General features: G+C 62.7%; 18 protein-coding genes. 4 read left to right on the top strand and 14 right to left on the bottom strand.

The features are described 5' to 3' along the window. The first annotated feature begins 448 nt into the window (after positions 1–448). Together C440_RS04685 and C440_RS04680 are read left to right on the top strand one after the other, a co-directional pair. Positions 449–1,033 (top strand): hypothetical protein, encoded by a 585-nt coding sequence (locus tag C440_RS04685; RefSeq protein WP_241431991.1) that lies wholly within the window; start codon positions 449–451, stop codon positions 1,031–1,033. Positions 1,034–1,037: 4 nt separating this feature from the next. After that, positions 1,038–1,418: a hypothetical protein gene (locus C440_RS04680; RefSeq protein WP_008318730.1), complete on the top strand. Its 381-nt coding sequence runs from the start codon at positions 1,038–1,040 to the stop codon at positions 1,416–1,418. A 453-nt stretch (positions 1,419–1,871) separates the two neighbouring features. Here C440_RS04680 and C440_RS04675 read toward each other — a convergent pair whose 3' ends face one another. From C440_RS04675 to C440_RS04645, 7 genes are all read right to left on the bottom strand, one after another. Further along, positions 1,872–2,765, bottom strand: coding sequence for a DUF7139 domain-containing protein (locus C440_RS04675; protein WP_008318729.1), 894 nt, complete (start codon positions 2,763–2,765; stop codon positions 1,872–1,874). A 55-nt stretch (positions 2,766–2,820) separates the two neighbouring features. Further along, entirely contained in the window at positions 2,821–4,206 is a 1,386-nt protein-coding gene (locus C440_RS04670; RefSeq protein ID WP_049915313.1) for a pentapeptide repeat-containing protein, read from the bottom strand. Between the two features lie 98 nt (positions 4,207–4,304). After that, positions 4,305–4,661, bottom strand: coding sequence for a hypothetical protein (locus C440_RS04665; RefSeq protein ID WP_008318725.1), 357 nt, complete (start codon positions 4,659–4,661; stop codon positions 4,305–4,307). A gap of 61 nt (positions 4,662–4,722) precedes the next feature. After that, positions 4,723–4,995 carry a PRC-barrel domain-containing protein gene (locus C440_RS04660; protein ID WP_049915311.1) on the bottom strand — a complete coding sequence of 91 codons (273 nt, stop codon included), beginning with the start codon at positions 4,993–4,995 and terminating at the stop codon, positions 4,723–4,725. A 305-nt stretch (positions 4,996–5,300) separates the two neighbouring features. Beyond that, a complete protein-coding gene (locus tag C440_RS04655) occupies positions 5,301–5,588 on the bottom strand; it encodes a hypothetical protein (protein ID WP_008318720.1) in 288 nt (95 codons plus the stop codon). A gap of 81 nt (positions 5,589–5,669) precedes the next feature. After that, positions 5,670–6,524 carry a hypothetical protein gene (locus C440_RS04650; protein WP_241431990.1) on the bottom strand — a complete coding sequence of 285 codons (855 nt, stop codon included), beginning with the start codon at positions 6,522–6,524 and terminating at the stop codon, positions 5,670–5,672. Between the two features lie 4 nt (positions 6,525–6,528). Continuing rightward, positions 6,529–9,819: a 5'-nucleotidase C-terminal domain-containing protein gene (locus C440_RS04645; protein ID WP_241431989.1), complete on the bottom strand. Its 3,291-nt coding sequence runs from the start codon at positions 9,817–9,819 to the stop codon at positions 6,529–6,531. A gap of 637 nt (positions 9,820–10,456) precedes the next feature. Here C440_RS04645 and glmM point away from each other — a divergent pair. Continuing rightward, the gene (glmM, locus tag C440_RS04640; RefSeq protein ID WP_008318714.1) at positions 10,457–11,776 is read left to right on the top strand and encodes a phosphoglucosamine mutase; all 1,320 of its coding nucleotides are present in this window, start codon (positions 10,457–10,459) and stop codon (positions 11,774–11,776) included. Between the two features lie 27 nt (positions 11,777–11,803). On the opposite strand, the gene C440_RS04635 is transcribed toward glmM, so the two are convergent. Beyond that, complete coding sequence (locus tag C440_RS04635; RefSeq protein ID WP_008318712.1) at positions 11,804–12,673, bottom strand: SDR family oxidoreductase; 870 nt, start codon at positions 12,671–12,673, stop codon at positions 11,804–11,806. Positions 12,674–12,773: 100 nt separating this feature from the next. Here C440_RS04635 and C440_RS04630 point away from each other — a divergent pair, with 100 nt between their 5' ends. After that, positions 12,774–13,316, top strand: coding sequence for a GbsR/MarR family transcriptional regulator (locus C440_RS04630; protein WP_008318710.1), 543 nt, complete (start codon positions 12,774–12,776; stop codon positions 13,314–13,316). An 18-nt stretch (positions 13,317–13,334) separates the two neighbouring features. On the opposite strand, the gene C440_RS04625 is transcribed toward C440_RS04630, so the two are convergent. The 6 genes from C440_RS04625 to C440_RS04600 form a co-directional block, all read right to left on the bottom strand. Further along, positions 13,335–13,880, bottom strand: a complete 546-nt coding sequence (locus C440_RS04625; protein WP_008318708.1) for a hypothetical protein — start codon at positions 13,878–13,880, stop codon at positions 13,335–13,337. Between the two features lie 157 nt (positions 13,881–14,037). After that, a complete protein-coding gene (gene glmU / locus C440_RS04620; protein ID WP_394324852.1) occupies positions 14,038–15,201 on the bottom strand; it encodes a bifunctional sugar-1-phosphate nucleotidylyltransferase/acetyltransferase in 1,164 nt (387 codons plus the stop codon). Positions 15,202–15,438: 237 nt separating this feature from the next. After that, the gene (locus C440_RS04615) at positions 15,439–17,202 is read right to left on the bottom strand and encodes a S8 family serine peptidase (RefSeq protein ID WP_008318705.1); all 1,764 of its coding nucleotides are present in this window, start codon (positions 17,200–17,202) and stop codon (positions 15,439–15,441) included. Positions 17,203–17,310: 108 nt separating this feature from the next. Further along, entirely contained in the window at positions 17,311–18,027 is a 717-nt protein-coding gene (locus tag C440_RS04610) for a PGF-CTERM sorting domain-containing protein (RefSeq protein ID WP_049915305.1), read from the bottom strand. A 31-nt stretch (positions 18,028–18,058) separates the two neighbouring features. Then, positions 18,059–21,997, bottom strand: a complete 3,939-nt coding sequence (locus C440_RS04605) for a surface glycoprotein (RefSeq protein ID WP_049915302.1) — start codon at positions 21,995–21,997, stop codon at positions 18,059–18,061. A 247-nt stretch (positions 21,998–22,244) separates the two neighbouring features. After that, complete coding sequence (locus C440_RS04600; protein WP_008318699.1) at positions 22,245–22,445, bottom strand: hypothetical protein; 201 nt, start codon at positions 22,443–22,445, stop codon at positions 22,245–22,247. Positions 22,446–22,581: the final 136 nt, after the last annotated feature.

The raw sequence follows: 22,581 nt of genomic DNA, 5'->3' as shown, positions 1-22,581 counted from the left end.
GGTCTGCGTTCTGTCTCCGGCGGAATTACTTTGATGGTAACCACTGTCTGTGAGATTTGGCTCTGGCGAATCACCATACTGCGGTTGGTTTGTCTGTCTCGCGGCACGCTTGACGTTGTGAACAACACATTTCACGACGCGAAAATCTCGGTAACACGATAGGTACGGACAACGAGATTGTGGGACTCGGCGATGCAAGTCTCACCTTGCACTTCAGTATATGGAAAATTTTTAATTTTATCATTTGGAATACTACTTGATCATGTCACTAAATGATCTAAACTCGACTAGACGAAACATCTTGAAAACTACCGGAATGACGCTCGTCGGGCTCGTCGGTGCCTCTGGTGCCGCATCTGCGAACTCCGGCCGTGGTCGCGGCGACGGTCAAGGGAGAGGGCGGCGAGGTCCGCCTGACTGGGCTCAGTTTCAGAACGGTCGTTTCAACATGGCTGTCTCCGAACGAGAGTGGGAGTCCGCGCCGGACGCCTCCGAAATGGCTCACGTCCCGGACCACTTCAAGCGTCTCAGCTACAACGAGATGAAACAGGGCATTCAGGGACTCAACAAGGCCTCTGAGGACGGCGACGTGACGTTCAGCGAGGACGGCGACCAAGTCGAAGCCGAGTGGCACATTAAGAGTAATGACCAAGTAGGTACCTTGTCGCATAACTCAGGCAACAGCGGTAAAACCAAACTGGAAATCCTTCATCAGGGTCCCCTACGCGACAGGTATCGGATTTTTATGGACGACAACTTGACGAAGGACCTAGTTGAAGCGGTCACAGCGGCCAGCGGGGTTGGTGCGGTGGCAGCCGAAGCGGTCCTGGTTTCTGCCGGCGTCACCGGCCCGATTGGGCCACTCGTCATTGCGGCCTTTGCTGCCGTCATCGCTGTTGAACTCGCTTGGGTAAAGATATCGAACGACGGACATGGCGTCGCGATCGATGTCCTCATCGTCAACGACTACGTTGATCCGACACCAGACAACCTTCCCCCGTACCATTACATCCAAGGCCAAGAACACCTGTAATACGATGGAAAAGCGTACCCAGAAGGCGGTGGCGTTCCTCGTCATTAGCGGATCAATGTCGTTTATGCGGGTTGTTCCCGCGGTTGAATCTGCTGCGAACGCCCCAGCGATCGCGTGGGTGCCAGAGGTGACTGTTGGTCTGCTGTGGATGGTGTCTGGCATCTTCGCCGCCCTGGGTGAACTGACCAGTTCAGGCATCGACCATTGTGACAGCAATCAGTCACCGAGTTACGTCTGGGGCTTCGTCAGCCTGCTCGTCGCGATATTAATTGTTGGCCTCGCGTTCGGCTATCTTACGGGCGATTTCTCGCGATTCGGGGTCGAGTTGCTTGGTCCGATCGGTGGCCTGGTCGTGCTGACCTACTTCGCTATCCGACCTCACTGATGTACGGGGGGCAGTGAACCGCCAGGCTACTCCCTTCATTTCGGTAGGTTCTGATTGCCTGATGATACGTGAAGGCGAAGCCACTGTGTCAGGCGCTTTCGAGCATAGAGCACGCAGAAAACGCGCAGCCTCACTGTTCATCCCTATCTGAACACTGCCGGTCAATGCAGAGCAAACACGCATCAACCGCTGTCATTTCTCCGGGTCCCACCAAGAGGATACCCCTTCGAATTCAGTTGAGATGTACCCTGTGACACAATAGTTTCGCGGGCACTATCTAGTTAGCCTCCTGAGCTGGCGGTCGTCCGTTGAGCGATTGATGCAGTCGCTGAAAATCAGGCTCTGGCGAATCACCATACTGCGGTTGGTTCGGTTATGTTACGGTACCCTTGCTGTTGTGAAGTCAGTCGGCCCCAGAACCTGCAAAAATAACCTTGCGCGACCGCGCGACGTTCAGGAAAACAGCCCGCGAATCCGGTCGAGGAGGCCGGTCGATTCCGACTCTTCTGTGGCTTGCTGTTGCTTGCGCAGTTCGGAGAGGGCGGCGGCTTGGTCGTCCGTGCTCTCGCCGACAGCCGTGTCTGTTTCGCCGCCGCGGAGTCCTTGGAGACCCGTCACCGCGTCATCGACGCTTCCTCCGCGGGTCTCGTTCACGGTGGCGTTTTCGAAGCTCGTCCGGTCGATGTCGTCAACGGACGACGTGTCGAGTTTGAGGCGCGTCGTCTCTTTTTTCCGCACGCCACCCCACGACAGGTCGGTGTTCGAGAGCGCTTCGTCCATGTCGCGGCGAACCTGCTCGGAGACGGCTTCCTCGTCAACGCCGTCGTCCGCGTCGGGGTCGTCGTCCGACGCCGACGGGGCCGGTGTCCGAGCGCGCGACAGTTGGAATCCGACGAGCGTCGTTCCGCTCGCGGCGACGACAGCGACCGCGCCGGTGGCGTAGATACCGACGATTTTCCCGCTTCGGTCCGCGGCCGCCTCGACGTTCCAGTTGTGTGGGTACGCGTTGACGAACTGGTTGACGCCCACGGCGCAGACGATGAGGCCCACGACGGCGACGACAATCGTCGGCAGTCGGTACTTCGTGGGCAACAACACGACGATCGACGTGAGCAACAGCGGAAGCCCAATCGCACCGGTGACACCGGCGACCTCGCGGAGTTCGTATTTGAAGATATTCTCGGGCGGAATACCGCCGCTCCAGAGTACCGTCGCCAGTGCGACTGCGAGTAGTCCGATTGCCGTGAAGAACAGCGCAAAGCCCAGATAGACGGTCGTCTCGTCCGCGTCGGCACCGACGTAGTCTCGATAGAGGGCGATGAGTCTGTTCTGCCCGTCACTCGTCATACGTCAGAGGATTCGCTCGTGTGACATATAATGTTCGTCCGACGACGACGACCGATTACGACTCGTCGGCCGGCATCACCGAGAGGTTGTACGCGGCGATAGAGCCGTCTACCGTCGCGTCGGTCAACGACGGGTCGGTGTCGAACCGGGCGTTGGTAAAGCGGGCGGGACCGTGAACGACGGTCTCTCTAAACCCGGCGCTGTCGGTGACGTGCGTGTACGCGAAGTTCAATCGCCCATCGACCTCGACGCCGAAGGTGAGCATTCCGACGGTACAGTCCGAGAAGTCGAAATCGCGTTTCACGCGCATCGCAGACAAGAAGAGTTCGCCCTCGAACGTCGCGTGGTTGCAGACGACGCTCCCGCCGACCGACCCCTCGACGACGCGCACCGCGGCTGTCGCCGAACTCGTCACCTCGGAGAGGTCGAAATCTCCGGAGACGGCGGTTCGAACGAACGAGACGGGTCCGGACTCGAATCGCGCGCTACGGAAACTGAGGCGTCGCCCGGTGATTGTCGCGCCGTCGAAGTGCGCCGCCCCGCGGAACGTGCTGTGGTCGAACTCGACTTGTCCGTCGGTACAGGTGAGACCCGCACAGTCCACGTCGCCGTCGAAGCGTCCCGTGGTCGCGTCGATGCCGCCTGCGACGGTGAGACGCTCCGCGTCGAACTCGCGGCCGACGTGGACGTGGTCGAGTGACAGTCCGTTGCCGACCGTCGTCGATTGGGCGGTGACGCTCCCGGCGACGCGGCAGTGCGCGAGCGAGAGTCGGCGTTCACACGTCGCGTTTCCGATATCGAGGTGCCCGCCGATGTGGGTGTGTGAGAACCACGCCGGGCCGTCGAACGTTGCGCGGGCGACGACGAGTGCCGATTCGACGCTTCCACGTCTGAACGTGACGCCGCGTTCGAAGGTCGCGTCGGTGGCGATGAGCGAGTCGGCACCGAAGTCGGTCGCGTCGAGTCGGCCACCCACGGTCGCCTCGGAGAGCACCCACCGGCCGCCGATTTGAATTCGCCGACACGTGACCTCCTTTCGGGCGTCGAAGCGGTCCATGAACACCGATCCGCCGACCGAGACACCGTCGAGTCGAAGCCGCGCATCCACGGTCGCGTCTCTGAGGTCGAGGTCGTGGTGAATCATCGACCCGCGGAGGTCGAGCGGCGCGTCGCTTTCGAGGTCCGCAGACGCCACAGACAGCGCTTCGAACTGCCCGCCGATGAACGCGGACGGTCTGGCCGGGTCGTTGGCGACGGCGACGAGCGCGCCGGCGACCGTCGCGGCGTCCTTCTCGTCGACGGGCAGGTGAAAGAGACAGCGGTCGCTCCCGCCGCGCGCCGGATGCGGACATCGCCAGACGTTCGTCCGCTCGTCTTTTTTCCGTCGTCCGGTCGTCCTGCGAGAGACGTGCTCGTATGAACACCGAGACCCGTCTTTCACGACGATTGACACTCGGTGAGTCGCTCATAAATAGGTTGCCACGCGCGACCCGTCGATGGCGACGAACACGAGTTCCAGTTAGTCCCGCGAAGAGACGGTCACTGCGAGGCCAGTCCAACCGCTTCCGCATCGCCGACGACTGCGGAAAACGCGGCGACGAAACTGTGGTCTCTGGCCGGTAACGTGACTGACTCGACCGTCTCACCCGCCTCACCGTGGAACTCGATGACCGTTCTGTCGTCGTCGAACTCGACCGAATACCCCGCAAAGAGTAGGCGGTTGAGCTGAATCGACCGAAGTCCCATGAGATCGTCCTGTGACGCCCCACCCGCGGTGTATCGGACTTCGACCAGCCGGGTATCCGTCAGAAGCACCGTGGTCCCCTCGTGTTGACTGACAGATTGGAGCGTCTCCCGGTCGCCGACGAACTCGTGAATCGATTCGTAGAGACTCATACGCCCCGTTGCCGACCGTTAAATATCAACCTGTCTACAACAACTACGGATGCGAGAGCCGTTATTCGACGGATTCGATCATCGGGTCGCTCGTGAGGACGATGATGTCCGCGATGCCATCCACGAACCGGTATGGGATTCGAACGTCGTTGCCCCCCGCGTCGACGTCAACCAGTGGTTCGTCCATCGAGACGAGCAGTCCCGTCACACGGTCCGCTTCGAGATCGACACAGAGGTCGATTGCCTCTCCGACGCGGTTCCCCGACGCCGCGTACACGGGGAGTCCATCGACACTCGGAATCGGTTCGTCACCCATCGTTGATTGGAGGGCCATGTTCGTAGCTATCGAACCTATCAATGAAAAACAATGTGGTTGCGGTTCAATCTGACCGCAGTGCTCCGGAAATCCGCGTAAAACCGGAATTTCGTGTCGATTTTGACCTGCTCACCGAGACGTATCCCGACTCCAACTGCGTTTGCCTCTGGTACCTACTATCAGTATTTTTTTGATGGCGCGGTCAAAACACGCTACTGGTCAGATGCCGTCCGGCCTCGGTATCTCTCTTCCCCCCCACCACCACACACTGAGGCACTCTGACCATCCCTTCCCTTCCTCCCTACCAACCTGCGCAGTGGTGACTAGTTCGCGGGGAGCGGTTGCCACGGATACACACCGGCGACCGCGATGAGAGACACCGCGGTCAAAATCGCAAGAAACGCCCACCTATGCTCGTCCGTCCACACGCGGACGCGGCGTGACCAAAGGCGTGCCGCGGCGGCGACACTGAACATCGACAGCGCGCCCGCGGTGAGATACTGCGAACGGAACAGTCCCATCCAGACTGCAGTCAGCAGTGCTACCCCTCCGACAACCGCATCTGAAAGCCGCCACCAGCCTGCCGATGTCTTGGGTTGGTCCATCACCATCAACAGACGTACACCGGTCGTCGAACTAAATCATGCGAATCGCACACCACTAGGAGTTCGAAAAAACGTCGTCGGAGGTCGCTAGCGACGTCGCCGCGCCGCACGTTGCAGGCCGAACGCACCCGCCGCGACGAGCGCGGAGACGACACCGAACCCGGGGACACCGGTCCCCGTCGCTGGCTCCTCAGTCTCAGTGTCCTGCGTCGGTGTGGCTGTGGGTTCGGTCGTGGGCGTTGCCGATTCGGTCGCGGTCGATTCAGTCGGCGTCGGCGAATTCGCTGTCTTCGTCTGCGAGTCGCCGTCCGCCCCGTCGTCGGAACCACCATCGTTCGATCCGCTATCGTCGTTTCCGCCACCGCTGTTACCGCCGCCACCGCCACCGCTACTGCCTCCACCGCCGCCTGACGAGCCGTCCGACTCGGAGACGGAGAGGTCGAGTCCGGTGGTCTTGGTGACTGTGTAGGGATTTCCGTCCTCGTTGCCGAGCGAGGACACGTCGATGTCGAGCGCGGAATCCCCGGTCGAATCAGCCGCCTCGATGGTGACGCTGGCGATGGCGACCGAGCCGGTGTCGTCGGTGTCGAGACCGATACTGCTGAGCGTTGCGGTCGTCCGGTTGTCACGGTACGAGATGTTCCGCGGCGCGATGCGCTCTCCGTCGGCCATCGTCACCTCGGAGAGGCGCCCGACCGATTCGTTTTCGAGCGAAACCGTCAGGTTGTACGCACCGACGCCGGCATCGACGTCGCTGACGACGACATCGACCGTGGTGGTCGCTCCCGGTTCGACGGTCGCCGACCCGGACTCGAAGCCGACGCTGGTCGCGGTGGCCGCGAGCGCGACCGGCGCGGCCGCGACCAGACAGACGACCGCGAGGCAGGCCGCGAGACTGCGAACTCTGGTTCGCGTCGGCGCTGTGGTCGTTCGTCGGAACACTGGCTTACGCATCTGCGCCGTAGAACAGTCGTTGTACGTCGCCGACGTTGACCGCCCCGTCGTCGTTCAGGTCGAACGCTTCGACGTTCGACTGCACCACGTCTGTTTCGCGGTTTACGAACAGCGCTTGCGCGTCAACCACGTCCACGGAGCCGTCGCCGTTGACGTCCTCGAAGGTGCCGTCACCGTCGGGGTCTTTCATCACCTGTTCGTTTCCAGTCACGTCGCCGGCTTCGACGGTCACGCGGCGGTTATCGATGTTCGAGACCCCGTAGCTGGTCCCGTTCGGTGCGTACGGTCCGGCGGTCGGTGTCAGTTCGAGCGTCGTCGAATCGCCGAGCGCGACGCCCTCCACCGAGACGGTGGCGAGCACCTGTTCGTCGGCGTCGGAGAGCGTTGCGCCCGCGACGGCGATGTGCGCTTTCGTCCCGTCGTCGCTGATGTTGACCTCGGAGAAGCCGGGGTCGGTCGAGAACGAAACGTCGGTGATGCGAGCGGTCGCGGCGTCGCCGACAGTCACCGTCAGTTCGTACGCGCCGACGCCGTGGGTGGCGTCGCGCGCAGTGAGTTCGAACTCGCGGTCGTCGCCGAGCGGAACGGTCCCGTCAGCGTCGCCGATGGCGAGCGCGACCGAGTTCGACGGGGGCGTCGTGGTGCCCGTTTCGAGGTCGGCGTTCAACACCGCGGTATCGAAGTTTTCGTACTGACTCGAATACTCGCTGTCGGTGTATCCGACGTAGAGGTCGATTCCCGAGTTCGGCTGGAACGGGGCCGTCTCGAAAGCGGCCAGTTCGTCGGTCGGGACAGTCACGGTCACCGTTCCGGACTGGTCGTCGTAGGCGACGTTCGTTGCCGTGACGTACGAGCCGTTTCGGTCGGCGAAAGCGGCCGCGCCGGTCACGCCGGTCACACGCGAGGGAGCGTCGATGGTGACCGTCGTCTGACCGTCAGCGTCCGATAGCTCGACGGCCGAGGAATCCACGGTCGTATCGACGCGTCGCATCCGGTCGTCGGACTCGGTATCGACTTCTGCGGCCGCGATGGTGCTTCGGTTCTGGAGGTAGCCGATGACGCCTTCGGCCATCGTCGTCTCGTTGTACACCGCCACGCGCGGAGCGTCGGCGAGCGGGTAGCCACTGCCGCCGTCGGCGATGTAGGAGTTGACCGCGAGCGTGTAGGTCTCGTCTGCTTCGACCGGTTCGCCGTTCACCGTGAGGTCCTGTACGGTCGCGTCACCCTCGGTCGGAGACGATTTGTTCGAGTGCGGCACCCATTCGAAGGTGACGCCGCTTACCTGTTGTTGGGTCTGCGTGCCGTACTGGTTGTCCATGCCGAGCGGGGTGATTTGGCTCTCGACGACATCGCGGAGTTCCGCGCCGGTCACTTCCACGACGACGATCGTGTTGCCGAACGAATGCGTCGAGGTGACCATCCCGCGGGTGATGTCGAACTGCTCGCCCGCGTCGTATTTGTCGGTCGGATAGAGCGTGTCGCGGATGCCACCCGCGTTCGTCACGGCCACGTCAGCGCCGGTGTAGTTGCGAACGCCGTCGGTGACGAGATGGCCCGTCGCGGAGTCGTCGGTGTAGCTAGAGCCGACACCCGTGTGTTCCGGCATGACCGCCGTTGCAAGCTTGGTGTTGAGGTATTCCTCGCGGAGCGGGTTGATGTACTCTTTCCACGTGTCGTTGCGGGACGTGTTGGCCGTCACGTCGATGAGTTCACCCGACGAATCGGTGACGTCGCCGTCTTCGACGGTGAGTTGCATCGACATAATCGCGCTTGCCTTGCCGCTCGTCTCGCCGATGAGGACGCCGTCAGTCTGCTGTGGGGAGTAGCGCTGGTGGTCGTCGCCGGAGACGAGCGCGTCGATTCCGTCAACGTCGTGGGCGAGTTGCTTCGAGTCCGGAATGCCGAGCGGTGCGAGCGCGACGACGACATCGACGTTCTCCTCGTTGCGGAGCGTGTCCGTCGTTCGCTGTGCGGCCGCGGTCGGGTCGAGTACTTTGTAGCCGTTGCGGTCCATGACGCCGTCGGTCTTGGCGTTGATTGCCTCGTCGGTGAGTCCGAAGAAGCCGACGCGAACGCCGCCGCGTTCGACGACGGTGTAGTTTTTCGTTCCCGGGAGGTTCTCGCCGGTGTCCTCGTGGACGACGTTGGTGAGGAGCCACGGGTACGACGACTCGTTTGCGATTGCTTCGAAGACGGCGAAGTCGTTCGCGCCCTTATCCTCGTCGTAGTCGAGTTCGTGGTTCTGGACGACTTCGGCGTCGGGGTCGATGAGATTCAGCGCCGTCACCGGCGGTTCGTACGGTTCGTCGAGTCCGTCGTAGTTCCGGAGCGCGTGCGGACTCAGTTCGTCGCCGCCACCGGCGACGAAGACGGGCCCGTCGGCGGCGGCTCGCTGTTGTTCGATGAGCGTAATCATCCGGCCGAGTTCGTCGTCGCCAGACCCGGCGGCGGCCTTTCCGATGTCGTTGTAGCCGACGAGCGTAATCGTCGTCGCGTTTCCTGTGCTGTTTTCGTCGCCGTCGTTGCCGTCGCCGCCATCGTCGCCGTCGCCGCCATCGTTGCCATCACCGCCGCCGGTTTCGGGCGCGGTCAGATTCGAAACGGTCGCGGGCTGGAGTTTGAACGCGCCGTAGCTGTAGAACACCGGCCCTTCGATGGCGTCGATGGTGCTTCCGGACTCGCTCGGCGTCGTGTCGTCGCCGGTCGTCTTGTCGTCTACGGCGATGGCCGACGAGCCGTCGGTGACGGCCCACTCGCCGTACTGGCCGGGAGTCTTCGTGACTTCGAGACCGGTCACGTTGACGAGCACGCCTTCGTAGGCTTCCTGTGCGGCGTCGGCGGTCGAGACGGTGGTCGCGTCGGGAACCGTGTCGGTGCCGGTCGTCGAGACGGACGCGTTGTCACCCGTCAGGTCGAGTTCGGTAAGACCGTTGTACTCTTTGACGGGTGCGGTCACGTCTACGACGTCGCCGGGTGCGACACTCGGTGTACTTCCGGTGTAGACGTACACACCGCTGTATTCGACGGCTTCGGCAGACGCGTTCTGCAAGAAAAAGCCGTTGGCGTTGGTCGCGGTGACGGTCCCGGCGGTGCTGACGACCCGGCCGACGTAGGCCGAGGCGTCGCCGTCGCTGGTGTTCGATTGCAGTTCGGTGATGGAGACGGCCACGTCGCCGGAGCCGTCCATCGCAAGGTGAGTGGTGGATTCGAGTGCAGTGATGCCAGTGCTGGCCGTCGCGCTCGCCACGCCTGCGGGGAGCGTCGCGGTCGTGAGCACTAACACCAGTAGCACTGTTACAGTACGACTGCGTGTTGACTGTTGCGCTGTGTGCGAAGGCACACCTGTCCGCACCGATTCAGGGTTGATAATCTCTAATAATAGTATTACATAGTTGGGGAGATATTGCTAGAAACTATGACAGTATTGATGGTTGCATATAGACTTGGTGTCAGATATATTGTTTAAGATGTTGTCTGGGTGGCGGCGAGGACGGCAGTTCCATTCCTACCACCGGTACATCCTAACCAAAGGCTTTTCTCGAAGAACCGAATCTGAGCGAATAGTCAGCGCCGACGACGTACACACCCACTGTACGGTGTCGGTTCGACTGGCTGTTCCAACCCCATTAGGGGCCTCCTCGAATCCCCGGAAAACGGCGTTCTCGTTCGGTTCTCACCCGTCTTCGATGGCGCAAATATCTCGCTCCGTTAGTCGCTTTTCCCCTCGTTTTCGTCGGTCGCATCGGTCGTAACCAGCGCTTCGCGGAGGTCGTCCGGTCTGTTCCGCACTCGACGCGATGGCCTCCGGCGAACGTGTGCGGTCGGGAGATGACACGGCCGTAGTCGATATCGAGCGGCAAAATCTTAGTGACAGTCGCCCGGGCCGAAGCGTTCATTGTGCGCTGAGAAAATCCTCGCACATGTTCGGAACTAGCGGCGTCCGCGGCCCGGTCGGAGAGCTACTTACACCCGAATTGGCGACGGCGCTCGGACAGGCGCTCGCAACCTGTGGTAACGACCGCGTCGTCGTCGGCCGCGACGCGCGAACGACCAGTCCGCTCCTCGCCGATGCGGCGAGCGCGGCGCTCCGAAGCGCAGGCGCGGATGTCGTCCGCGCGGGGATGGTCTCGACGCCGGCGCTCGCCCGCGGCGTCGCGCGAACCGACGCTGACGCCGGTCTCATGGTCACCGCCTCGCACAACCCGCCGACGGACAACGGCTTCAAACTCTGGTCGCCGTCCGGCCAAGCGTTCGGCGAAGCCCGACGCGACGAAATCGAGACCGCCCTCGACGCAGACGAGCGCTCGTACGCGGCGTGGGACGCCGTCGGCGAAGAGACCACCACGCCGGACCTCACGGCCGAACACGTCGAGACGCTCTGTTCGGCCATCGACATCGACGGCGACTGCTCGGTCGTCGTGGACGTCGGAAACGGGATGGGCGGCGCGACGGTCGAAGCCCTTCGCCGCCTCGGCTGTGACGTTCAGACGCTCAATTCGACGCCCGACGGCAGGTTCCCGAGTCGGCCGAGCGAGCCGACGGCCGAAACCTGCGAGACGCTGTGTGCTGTCGTTGCCAGCACGGACGCCGACCTCGGAATCGCTCACGACGGCGACGCCGACCGCATGATGGCGGTAGACGAGACGGGGTCGTTCGTCGAGGGCGACGAACTCCTCGCGCTGTTCGGCCGCGAGGCAGTCGAACCCGGCGAGCGCGTCGCCGCTCCGCTCAACACGAGTCTCGTCGTCGATGACGTGCTCGCAAAGCGAGACGCGTCTCTCACCCGGACGAAAGTCGGCGACGTGTTCGTTGCGGAGACCGCCCGTGACGACGACGTCGTCTTCGGCGGCGAACCCTCGGGCGCGTGGATTTGGCCCGACGAGACGCTCTGTCCGGACGGACCGTTGGCGGCGTGTAAACTCGTCGAACTCGTCTCGCGCCGCGGGTCTCTCGCCGCCCAGCGCGACGAACTCGGGTCGTATCTCCTGCGACGGACGAGCGTCGAAACCGACCGAAAACGGGAGGTGATGAGCACGGTTCGGGGTGCGGTTGCGGACGCCTACGACTCCGACTCGGTCTCGACGCTCGACGGCGTGCGCGTCGAACGCGACGACGGGTGGTTCCTCGTGCGCGCGAGCGGGACACAGCCGTTAGTTCGACTGACCGCCGAAGCCCGCGACGAAGCCCGCGCAGACGCGCTGTTAGCCGATGCTCGCGCGCTCGTTGACGACGCAGTGTAGGGTCAGCTGAGTTCTCGAACTCGTTTTTCAGTCCCGCGTCGCCAACGTCGCGTACTGCTGTTCCAGCGAGTGTGACCCGGTTTCCGGGGCGACCACGTCGGTCGTCAAAATAGCCGAAAACGCGCGTCCGAGCGCCGCGGAGCGTCGGCTAAACGGTCCGACCGCCGTGAGTGCCGCATCGACGACCCACTTCGGGAGGTGTGTCACCGCCGGCGGTTTATCGAGGACGCGGAACGCGAGAGCGGCGATTTCGTCGTAGCTGAACACGTCCGGACCGCCGATGGAGAACTCGCGGCGAGAGTCATCGACTGCGTCGACGCACGCCGCGGCGAGGTCGGTCCCGTGGATGGGGTTCATCCGCGCCGACCCGTCGCCGACGAGAAACGCCCGGTCGCGGCGCGCCATCTCGAAGAACGCGGTCATATCCGAGAAGTATCCCGTCGGCCGGACGACGGTGTGCGAAAGCGCCGACTCGTGGAGTTCCGAGACGAATGCCTCTCGCGGTTCGATGAGCGACCCCCAGAGGTCCGGTCGCTCGACCGAGACGAACACGAATCGCTCGACGTCGGCCGCGGACGCAAGGTCGAGAATCGTGCGATTCGCCCCGTAATCGACGTCCTGATGACTCGCCTGCTGGCGCGTCACCCCGAGCGACGAGAACACGACATCGACCCCGTCGCACAGGCCGTCGAGCGTGTCGGGGTCGGTCGCGGTCCCGACGAAGAGGTCGTCGATATCGTCGCGGACGGCGGGTTCGAGATACTCCCCGGGAGACGAAAGCTTGTCCACGGACTGGGGACGCGAGAGCGCCCGTACGTTGTATCCGCGCGCGTTGAACGCACTGACCGCGTATCTCCCGAGGTAGCCAGTCGCGCCAGCAACGAGCACGCGCGTCACCGCCTCACCCCCGCTTGGTTCCAGCTTCTATTTCCCAGATTCACAACATACTGAACGTAGTCTCGACACTGTATTACTGTTCCGACGCGAACGACGCGTGATGACCGACGACGCATACGACGACGCGAAACTCGAAATCGCCGACGCGATGGCTCGAACGGCGGAAATGTACGGACTCAACCGAAGTTACGGCCACATATACGGCCTGCTGTACTTCGTCGGCGAGCCGATGTCGCTCGACGAGTTGGTCGCGGAGTCGGGCTACGCCAAATCGACGGTGAGCAACGCCATGTCTGCCTTAGAGCCGTACCACCTCGTCCACAGACAGTCGAGTCCCGGCGAGGGCCGCAAGGTGTATTTCGAGGCGGAAACCGACTTCTGGACCATCATGCAGGAGTTTTTCGAACAACAGGGTCGCCGCGAGATTCGAATCATGACGCGCGCGCTCGAAACCGCGCAGGCGAGTCTCGACGACGCGCCCGAAACCGATCGAACGTCGCACGCGAGCGCGCGAGTCGCGGAACTCGAAGCGTTCTACGACCAAGCCGAGACACTGCTGTCATTTTTCACGCGCGCCTCTCCCGAGGTGCTTTTCGATGTCGTCTCCGAAGTCGAATCGCGCACCGTGGACGACGAGCCGTAGCGACCCACGTGATGGCCTTCACCCGCTTGCGAGATGCCCGCCGAGCAGTTTGAGAGCGAGGAACGGGACGAACCACTCCAGCCCCGGTCCGTACGAGACGACGACCAGCGCCAAGAGGACGCCGCCCGCCGTGAACACCATCCCGACCGGCCTGCGGAGAGACCGCGGACCCAGGAGAATTACCGCCGCGCTTCCGAGGATATACCCGTAGACGAGCGCGCCTTCAACCCACGAAACCGTCTCAAATACCCACGCCAGCGCGAACGGGTAGATGTGGAATGCCACGAACGCGAAGTGGTCCCGACGGCGTTGTGACGGTCGGTGCCACCAATCCACACCACTCGCAGTCGTATTGGCGACGATTCCCCCTGCGATATCGAGCGTCAGAAACGCGACGAGCAACTGCTGTATTATCGACCAATCGAGCGCCTGCGTTTCGGCATAGCCGAAGACGAAACCGGTAAACACGACTCCCGATGCCAGTACCAGTAACTGCTCTACGCCGCTTGCAGTCGGGCCGACGAGTCGGTCCCACAGCCCCAGTGAACCGCTCCGGAGTGTCATATCAGGAGTCTCAGTTTCGGGTTTAGCGTCACCTCCAGTCTCCGCATCCGCCCCCGACCCAGATCCGTTTTCTATATTCGCCACACAGTGAATATACTGTACGAGGTAATAACTGTACAGGTGAGAGAAAATCGCATCGCGTTCGCGCGCCGGGTCGCTACTCGGATTTGTCCCGCAGAACGACCTCGCCGGGCGTCGTCGTCGCGTCGCAGTCCAACTTCACGCCCGCGTTGAGACTGGTCTGAATCGCGGTTTTCGCGTCGTCGCCACAGACGACGCCGAACTTGCGGCGGCCGGTAGAGGTCAGTTCGCCCTTGACGAGCGTCTTCACCGCTTCGTCGTCGTGGCGAAGGTTCGCAACCGTCGTTCCCGCCCCGAAGTTGACGTCGCGGCCGAGGACACTGTCGCCGACGTAGGAGAGGTGGCCGACAGTCGCGCCCGCCATCAGCACGCTGTTTTTCACTTCGACGCTGTGGCCCACTTTCGCGTCGTTTCCGACGACCGTGTGTCCGCGAATGTACGCGTTCGGGCCGACGGTCGCTCCGCGTCGGACGAGCGCCGGTCCCTCGATGACGACGCCCGCGTCGATGGTCGCCCCGGCTTCGACGACCACGTCGCCGCGGATGTCGGCGTCTTCGTGTACCTCGCCGCGGAGCGTGCGGGTGAGTTCGCCGACCTTCCACTCGTTGGCTTCGAGGAGTTCCCACGGTCTGCCGACGTCCAGCCAGCGTTCGAACGGAACGGCGGCCACCGTCGATTCTTCGCACGCGCGTTCGAGCACGTCGGTCAGTTCGAGTTCGCCCCGCTCGCTCTCGCCGACTTCGAGCCACGCCTGTGCCTCGGCGGGGAAGACGTACGCGCCGGTGTTGATGCGGTTCGACGGCGGGTCGGCGGGCTTTTCGACGACGCCCGTGACGCGCGTGTCGCCGTCGCTCTCGGCGGTGTAGAGGACGCCGTACTGCGTCGGGTCCGCGACGCGGTACGACCCGACAGCGGGTGCCTGCTCGTAGAGTCGCGTGAGCGACGGTTCGTCGTAGAGGGCGTCGCCGTTCAACACGGCGAACGGCCCATCGTCGAGGTGCGACTCGGCGGCGCGGACGGCGTCGGCCGTTCCTCGCTGTTCGGTCTGTTCGGCGTATTCGACGGGCACACCCGCGAACTCGTCGCCGAAGAACTCGCAGACTGCGTCGGATTCGTAGCCGACGACGATGATGAGCCGAGACGCCCCGGCATCGACGGCTGTTTTAGCCGTGTGCGCGGACAGCGGTCTGTCCGCGACGGGGAGCATCGGTTTGGCACGGCGTTCCGTGAGCGGACGCATTCGCGTTCCCTGTCCGGCGGCAAGGATGACAGTCTGCATACCGGTATGTTCCGTAATTAGGTCAAAATTCTTGTGGAGAGTTCGTGCGACCGGCCGGGTCGTTCCGGACCACTCGCGTTCGGGTCGAGAGGTGCATCCCGGAGTGAGCTGGGGTTGTTTCGTCCGCTCCGGGACCACCCCGCGTCGCTACGGGGAGGTGGCGGCTTTCGCGTGTCTGCCTGTGGCGCTGGGTCGGTCTTATTCGACTTTCCGGAGGAGCGCTTGGGCGTCTTTCATGTCGAAGCGACCGTCTTCGTTGAAGTCGAACGCCAGCGCCTCGGAGTTGACGGCGTCTTGGAGCGCGATTTCGTAGAGCAGTTCGACGTCCTTCATATCGACGGTGCCATCGCCGTTGACGTCCTCGTAGCGGCCGTCGTCGTCGGGGTCGGTAGGATAGTATGTCTCTCCGTTCACCTCGATACCGCCGGGGAACGCGACGGCCTTCGTCGCGGCGTGTCCGATGTCGATGTGGCCGGCCCCGCGGAACGTCCGTGAGTCGTAGAGGTCGTCCAACTCGCCGTCTTCGTAGTCGTCTTCGTCCGTTGGCTCGTCGGTGAAGTACTCGGCTTCCGGGTACGTCGCGTCGATATGCTTCGCCGTGTCTTTGATGTGCGCTTTCACTTGGTCCGGGTGGGCGTTCGGGTTCTCCGCCATGATGACCGCGACGAGACCCGTGACTTGCGGTGCGGCCATGCTCGTCCCGTGGAGGGTTCCGTATATTCCGGAAGAATCGTAGTAGATGTCTCTTCCCCCGCCGGGACCGACTCGAACGAAGCCGTACCCACTGACTTTCGGCGAGAGCGTACTCATGACACCATCGAAGAGAGACCCTCGGCTACTCGCGTTTCCGCCTGGCGCACTCACGTCAATCGATTTGGGTCCGTAGTTCGTGTAGTCAGAGGGTGTGTGTTCGGGGAGAATCGTGCCGTAGTCGGGGATGCCGTCTTTGTCCGCGTCCGTCGGCGGGTCGGAGATGGACGACGCTTCGGAGAAGGGACCGGTCGCCGACACCGAGAGCCATCCCGGATGGCTTCCCTTGCCGGTGTTGGTAATCTGCGATTCGAACTCGTCGATGTTGGTGTCGGCGTTCCCCGCGGACTCGACGAGTAGCGCGCCGTTCTCGCGGGCGTACGAGCCGATTCGCCGGTAGGACTTGACACTCAGATGTTGGCTGATACTCGGTCCGACGGGGCTTCCCGGTCCGAGACTCAGGTTAATCGCGGTCGCTCCGTTATCGACGGCGGTGGTCACGGCGCTCAAAATCGACGCGCTGGATTTGAACGGGAACACCTTCATATCGAGAAGCGTCGCCTCCGGCGCGACCCCGACGACGTACGGCCCGCCCTCGGAAGCACGGTTTCCGGTCGCGGCGGCGATACCGGCGCAGTGTGTGCCGTGACTGCTGTCGTCGCTCGTTCCGATAGAATCGTCCAGAGAGAAGTTTCCGGACCGGTCGGTGTCAACGTCGAGGTCGGGGTGGCTGGCGTCGATTCCGGAGTCAACGATTGCAATCGTCACCCCGTCACCCGTGGCCCCTGCCTCGTGAGCCGATTCGACGTTCTGGCTCCGCTTCGACCACTGGTACGGGTGCGGACTGGGAATCTCACCTTCGGAGATATCCGTCGCTTCGAAGTCGATGGTATCCGGAGTGTGCCCGCTGACGTCGTCGGCAGAGACGCCGTCGATACCCGGCGGTTCGATAGAGAGTTCGACTTCTGGTGCGAAGTCGAGACCGAACCCTTCGAGGTCGCTTTCGTCACCTTTGACCGACGCGAACTGGACCGCGTCGGCTTCGTCGATAATCTCTACCTGCTCGCGCCACGCGTCTGAGCTCGTAGAGCGCGTATCGACGAGAAATTGGTTCTCTCGGACGCCGTTTGCGACGACGGTCCCCGTCGCCATCGACAGTCCGCCCGCTGCGGCCGCAGTTGTCTTGATAAAGTTTCGACGAGTCTGCTCCATGCATACCAGTGTATACCAAACACATATATATTGTTACCGAAGCGCATGGGTCGGCGTCACGGTGCCGCTATTCGAGTGCGTCAAAAAAGAGATCGGTTCGGTCGGTGGCTATGCGTTGCGGCGCGCGAGCGAGGCGACCGCGAAGAGGGCAACGAGTGCGGCGCTCAGGCCGAAGCCGGGAACACCGGTTCCCGTCGCCGGTGAACTCTCGGTCGCGGTGGTCGATGGCTCGGTCGTCGTCGGTTCCGACGTGGTACTCGTTGCGGTCGGCGTCGCCGTCTGCGTCGGTTCTGCCGTGGTACTCGGTTGTGGCGTGCTCGTGGTCGTCGGGTCGGTGGCACCGCCGCCACCACTTCCACCACTCGTACCGCCACCGGCACCGCCGCCGGCGTTGCCGCCTCCGCCGCCGGGATTGGTGTCTCCGTCGTCGCTTCCGCCGCCATCGCCGTTCCCGCCGCCGCTACCGAGTGCGAAGGCGACTTCGGTCGAGCCGGTCGATTCCCACTCGAACTCCTTCGATTCGGTGCGGACGCTGACGGTCACGGTTCGTTCGGACCCGTTGATTTGCTCTTCGGGCACTTTCAGGTCGAAGTAGCCGTCTTCGTCGGTTCTGTCGGAGGCGACGACGTCGCCGTTGTAGGTCACCTCGACTGCGGCGTTAGACACCGCTTGTCCGTCGTCTTCGACAGTGCCGAAAAAGCGGTGCGGCGGCGACGGCGGTGTCGCAATCGCCGTACTCGCGGTCCCGGTGACGACGAGGAGCGCGAGGAGCGCCACCGCTCCCGCCGCCACTCCGGTTCGCCAGTTCGTATGTCGTATGTTCATTGTCGGGTTCGCAAAGGTTTGCTGAGCGTGGTTAGCTATCTGCCGTGTTATTCGTCGCCTCGGTGTAGACCTCGTCGTCGCGGACGAACACCCAGTAGGCTTCGCCGCGTTTCATCGTCTCGAACTCCCCGGCGTTGTACGAGCGATAGGCGAGGCGATCGGCCGACTCGTCGTGTGCGAGAAGCTTGTAGACGGAGTCGTCGTCGAGTGACGACAGCGCGACCGAGACGTTCTGGTCGTACTCTTGGTAGTGTCCTACCAGATTCCAGCCTTCGGTGAGTCTCTGTTGTGTCGGTACGGGTGCAACGTCTCTCGTGTCCTCGGTCGCGCCGGGTTCGTTGTAGACGTTCAGCGTGAGCGTCGCGTCGCGTTCCATCACGAAGATGTAGCCGTTGCCGCCTTCGAGCTTCGTCAAGTCGTTTATCCAAGCGTCCGGGTCGAACGCGTCCCACGACCCCGACGACGCGTCGTACGCGTAGATGGCATCGACCGCGGACAAGTCGAGTTCGTCGAGCGGGAGGTCGCCGCTCGATGCCGGGACGGAGACGAAGTTCCGTCCTTCATCGAGGTCGAACGCGGCGGTGTGGACCGTCGTCGCGCCGCCCTGTTTGCCGTGGGTGCCGGCGAGGTCGATGTAGCTCTCGCCGTCGATTCTGACCTTCGGGCTATCACCGGTCTGGACCGTACCTTCGGTGATAATCGTGACCGAGCCGAACGGACCGGCGTCCTGAACCGCCACGATTTCCCCATCGAAGCCGTCGATGGAGACGTCACTCGGCATGATGTCGCTGGCGTTTATCGGCTCGTTGAACAGCACGCGAATCTCGGTGGTGTTGCGCGTGTCGTCGAGTTGCGCCGCGTCGGTCACGTCGAGGAGGACCGCGTCCGTCGGATGCGGGTCGGTCGTATCGACGCTGGACATCTCGACCAGTCGCGTTCCACCGACGGGTCCGGCGACCGAGTAGCGGCCGTCAGCGTCGCCGTCGGCGTCCGACGGAATCGTGACCGTCGCTTCGTACGTTCCGGGTTTGACCTTGGTGAACTGAGAGGCGTTCACCAGCGTCTCGAATCGCTCGTCGAGTTCGAACTGTTCGAGCGAGTCGAGTTCGCGGTTGGTCTCGCGCACCATCATCCCGTTCGTCGCGTTTTCGATGTCGTTCGGAGACACGACGGTCAGGGTCATCGTCCTGCCGCTGACGTTGACGCGGAGGTCGGATTCGATGCCGATGGTGTAGGTGGCCGCGTTGGCAGAGCGTCCGGCCATGTCGTAGACCCCGTCGGCCGCGACGGTGACGGCATCGAATTCGAGGTCGTCGGGCGTGAGTTCCCCGTTAGTTTCGAGAACGACCGTCTGCGGACCGGTCTGACTCACTGCCTCGATGGCGGTGACACCGGAACTGTTGTTCTCGGTGTACCCGAAGTCGTCTACGGTAAACGAGTCGTTCTCACCGGGTGTAACGAGTTCAGAGAACGTGAGGACGATCCGCTCGTCGCCCGGTTCGGCGGTGACGCCCGACACCGTCGGGTCGTCGATGTCCACGAGTATGCTCTCGTTGTGAATCGGGTTCCCAGCGGGGTCCGTGACGCCCGATGCGGACAGCGTCACGTTGCTGTTGTTGATCGCCGTCGCCGGAATCGTCTCGTTCAGCGTGAGCGTCGTCTTTTCGATGGTTCGCGTCGTGTTGACCTCGGTCGTGAGGTTGGAAAACGCGAAGTCGGACGCTGACGTGTCGTTGATGTACTCGGTGTACCGTACCGTAACAACGTCGGACCCCGCGTTCGTCGAGACGACCGTGAGTCCCGGCGCGACCGTGTCCTTCTGGGTGAACGTCTCTGTGACTCTGCTGTTTCCGGCGACGTCGGTCAGGTTGACTGCGACCGTGGTGAACCCGTCTTGGAGCGTGGTGGCGTTCAGCGTGAGCACCGTTTTGCCCGTCACCGCGTCGTTACTCGTCGAGACGCTGTTTCCGCCTTCCCCGACGAGGGTTACTTCGACATCGGTCTGATGGGCAGGCGCGTGCACGACCACGTCGTAGCTATCGACGTTGCTCATGTTGATGGCGGTCAGGTTGACCGCCTCGGGCGTCGGCGGAATCGTATCTGCGAGCGCGACAGCGATCGGACCGACCGCGCGAGCGCCGCCCTCGTGAGTGTCTACGAGTTGCCCGCTTCGCGCGCTCACGGCGTCGCGTCCGAGGTCACCGAGCGTGACGTTGGCGTCGAGGTGGAGCGTTACCGTATCCTTGCTGTGGGCGACGACGCCCGAAATCGAACTCGCGCCGGCGTCGTTCCCGTCTTGGAACGCGAAGTCGGCACGAGTGATGTCGGCGTCGCCGTCACCGGCGACGACCGGTTCGGAAAAGCGGACGGTTACGATGTCGCTTCCGGCCTTGGCCTGCACCGAGTCGATACTCGGTTTCGCGGTATTGACGCCGATACGTCCGACTTCGCTGACGTTGCTCTGTCGGCCGGTCGCGTCCGTCACACCGACGAAGACGCTGTAGTTGCTGTTGTCGGGCACTCGGTAGGCGAGACCGACGGTGTGCGTTCGGTCGCTGACGACACCGTGATCAACCGACTGCTCGTAGGCCGCGTAGGTCGCGTTCTGTCGGTCTCCGGCGGTGAAGTTCGCGGTGTCGCCGCTCTCGACGACCCACACCGTGATGCTAGAGGCGTTCGGCGCAGACCCGTAGTCGTAAGAGAAGTTCACCGACCCGTCGAGCGGGATGTCGGTTCTGTTGCTCGTGATGGTCACGTTTTCGAGCGCCGGGCGCTCGTCGTTCACGACGACGACGGGGCCAGTCGTTCGAACCGTGTCCGTGTCTCCAGACGCGTTCGTGACGGAGATATCGACGTAGTACGCGCCGTCAGTGAGATTTCCGGCGGGTTTGTCGAGGTCGAGACTAACTGTTTCGACTGCGCCCGCCTCGTAGGCGGTCTTGCCGAGTGAGTAGTTGTACGACGCGCCCGCCCCGTCGGTGAGGGAGATTCGCGCGGACGTTACGTCGTCGGGAGCGTTTGCGACGTAGCCGTAGGCCACATCGAGGAAGCCGTCGGACCGAACGACGGTCTGGTTCGCCGGACGGACGATTTGGAGGTCCGGCGCGGCGGACGACTCGTCGAGCGTCGCAGTAGCGGTTTCGGAGGCATTCTGCGCCGTTCCGTTCGTCTCCGCCGCAGTCGTCTCGTTCTTCACGGTCGGACGCTCCGTCGTCTGCCCGTCGGGGTGAGCAGTGGCGTTGCCGTCGGAGCCGTCGCCGGCACCGGCCGTCTCGTTACCTGGCTTGGCTGTCTCGTTGTTCGATTCAGCGGTTTCGTTGCCGGACTCGGACGTTTCGTTGTTCGATTCAGCGGTTTCGTTGCCGGACTCGGCCGTTTCGTTGCCGGTTAGTCCGCTGGCGGACGCTTCGAGTGTTTCGGTCGCTCCGTCGGTGACGGCGGCCGTCTGACCGGCCGTCCCGTTTTCGGTCCAGTTGACTTTCGTCGAAACGCCGAGCACTGCGGTCTCGGAGACGTTGTCGGCCACAGTAACCGAAATCTGGAGCGTGGTGCGACCGTCGTCCGGGACCGACACGCCCGAGAGGTCGAACGTCTGGCCCGCGCCGAACAGACTGTCTGCGGCGGTGTCGCTCGCCAGTTCGTCGCCGTCGGCGTCGAGAATACGAACCGACGAGACGTCCGCCGCGGACGCCGTGTTGTCGGCGGCGGCGGTGACCGTCACGCCGGTCACTTCGACCGCGTTCGTGTCGTTTTCGTCCGAATCAGTTATCTCGATGGTCTGTACGACTGCCGTGTCACCGGGCGCGAGCGCGCCGGCGTCTGTTCCCGCATCGGCGATGCCGTCGGGACCGGCTGGTTGTGCGGCGATAGCACCGCCCGTAAACGCGATGGAGCCTCCCACGACGGAACACACCATCAGCGCCGCGAGCACTATCGCGCGCACCTGTTCAGTATTGCTACCTCGTATCATAGTTTAGTCTACGTACAGCGAATAGCGGGCCACAGCGCACCACGTTCACTAATGGTATGTTATGAGTACCCACTACCCACGTGTATCTCAGGTGTATACCAAATCGGATTAAAACAGTTTCGACTTCGATAGTTTGAAAATCGAACGACAGAATCGGAATCGGTTGCTTCGAGTCGCTCTTTGGCCGAGATACGGCTCACGCTAGTCGTTTGGGTACAGTCGGCGCGCCGTATCGTTGGAACCGGCTCTAAGAAATAACTTCGAATCGTCCGACCGATAGGTCGAGGGCCAGTTGCTCGCGCGGGTAAACGTACTCTTCGTCGTCGCCCGTGGTTCGAATTGTCTCTTCTGCTATCTCTACGACGGTCTGTTCCGTACACAACGTCGCGTGTCGAATCGTCGAACCCTCCGTGATTACGTGGGGGGCGACTTCGAGTGTCCGTGTCATCGAGTCAGAAACGTGTTGGAAGAATTAAATTTCTTTCGTCAGTTCCAGTATTTTGGGTCTATAGCCGTATGTACTCTCAGTATGTATGTCGAGTGATGGATTAGGCTCACCTTCAATTTCTCGCGCCGTCAACAAT

The sequence above is a fragment of the Haloferax mucosum ATCC BAA-1512 genome (genome assembly GCF_000337815.1).
GTDB classification, from domain to species: domain Archaea; phylum Halobacteriota; class Halobacteria; order Halobacteriales; family Haloferacaceae; genus Haloferax; species Haloferax mucosum.
Note: the sequence above shows the minus strand (reverse complement) of the source record. Positions and strands in the feature narration are given on the sequence as shown.